Origin of the sequence: uncultured Blautia sp., from assembly GCF_902497045.1 — a bacterium.
Taxonomy (GTDB): Bacteria; Bacillota; Clostridia; order Lachnospirales; family Lachnospiraceae; genus Blautia_A.
The window spans coordinates 1-1,691 of sequence record NZ_CABVDF010000363.1; the positions used below are offsets into that span (position 1 = coordinate 1).

General features: G+C 47.0%; 2 protein-coding genes. One reads left to right on the forward strand and one right to left on the reverse strand.

The genetic code is table 11. The features are described from left to right. The first annotated feature begins 51 nt into the window (after nucleotides 1-51). The gene (locus tag RDS42_RS14705) at nucleotides 52-1,236 is read left to right on the forward strand and encodes an iron-containing alcohol dehydrogenase (protein ID WP_308784307.1); all 1,185 of its coding nucleotides are present in this window, start codon (nucleotides 52-54) and stop codon (nucleotides 1,234-1,236) included. 84 nt (nucleotides 1,237-1,320) lie between these two features. On the opposite strand, the gene RDS42_RS14710 is transcribed toward RDS42_RS14705, so the two are convergent. Then, nucleotides 1,321-1,691: NifB/NifX family molybdenum-iron cluster-binding protein (locus tag RDS42_RS14710; protein ID WP_331603648.1), on the reverse strand; the 371-nt coding region annotated here is incomplete at its 5' end.

Here is a 1,691-nt window from a genome sequence, read left to right on the forward strand (position 1 = left end):
ATATATTTCCTATAATAAAAAGGAGTATTAAAAATCAAGGAGAAAAATGCTATGAGAGGCTTTGAATATTACACCCCCACCAGGGTGATCTTCGGAAAAGATACACATCTTCAGGCCGGTACTCTTCTAAAAGAATATGGCTGCCAAAAGGTACTCGTCCATTACGGAAGCGGCAGCGCCGTTTCCTCGGGACTTCTGGACGAGATATGTACAAGCCTGAAAGAAGCAGGAGTAGATTTCGTCACACTGGGAGGAGTTGTTTCCAATCCCCGTCTCAGTAAAGTCCGGGAGGGAATCCGGCTCTGTCAGGAAGAGCAGGTGGATTTCATCCTTGCCGTAGGAGGCGGAAGTGTCATCGACTCCTCCAAGGCTATCGGCTATGGAGCTGCCAATCCCTGGACTGATGTATGGAATTTTTTCCTGAAAACAGAAATTCCAAAAGACTGTCTCCCTATTGCTGCAATCCCTACCATCGCAGCTTCCGGAAGCGAGATGAGCGGCTCCTGTGTGATTACAAATGAAGACGGCTGGCTGAAGAGAGGCTCCACAAGAAGCGACCTCTGCCGCCCCAGATTTGCCCTTCTGAATCCAAGACTCACCTACACGCTTCCTCAGTATCAGACAGAAAGCGGCTGTGTGGATATCCTTCTCCATACCATGGAGCGTTATTTTGTCAATCTGGAAACTATGGAGATTACAGACAGCATCAGTGAATCTCTTATGCAGACGGTGATCTATAATGCAAGGATTCTCATGAAGGAACCGGGAAATTACAATGCCCGTGCCGAAGTCATGTGGGCCGGAAGTCTTTCCCATAACGGTCTGACCGGCTGCGGCACCGGAGGAGGCGACTGGGCCTGCCATCAGCTTGAACATGAGCTGGGAGGGCTTTATGACGTAGCTCACGGAGCAGGACTTGCTGCCATCTGGGGAAGCTGGGCACGATATGTCTATCAGGAAAATCCGGAACGCTTTGCACAGTTTGCAACCAATGTGTTTGACATTCCATGCTTTGCAGATTTTGAAAGTACAGCCCTTGCCGGCATTGAAGCAATGGAAGACTTTTTCCGCTCCATCAAAATGCCCACCAGTCTTCATGAGCTGGGGCTTGATCTGGATGAAAAACAGATTCATGAGCTTGCCTTTAAATGCAGCTTTGAGGATACCCGGACCATTGGTGTGTTTAAACAGCTGAATATGAAAGATATGGAAAAAATATATCTTATGGCGCGCTGACGCAGAGAAAGCCTGGCGGTTTCACAACAGTGAGTGAATACCGTCAGGCTTTCTTTATTTCAGAATCTTTATCTGAGGATATGTTTAGTGTTCTCCGCACTCATGTGCATGTTCATGTTCATGACAGATAGAACCTGTAGAGATCAGTTCTCCTTTCAAGTATGCTTCTACTGCTGCAGCCGCATCTCCCTGGGCACCTACGATCACTTCTACGCCGCGCTCATTAAAGATATCTACAGCTCCGCCTCCCATTCCTCCGGAAATAATAACTTCCGCACCATGATCAGCCAGGAAGTTCGGAAGGAATCCCGGACGATGTCCCGGATTTGGAACGCTGTTTTCTGCAACAATCTTATTTTCTTCTGTATCAAAGAAAATAAAATTCTCACAATGACCAAAATGACCTGCAACTTCTTTTCCCATAGCAGCAACTACAATTTTCATAACTATTATCT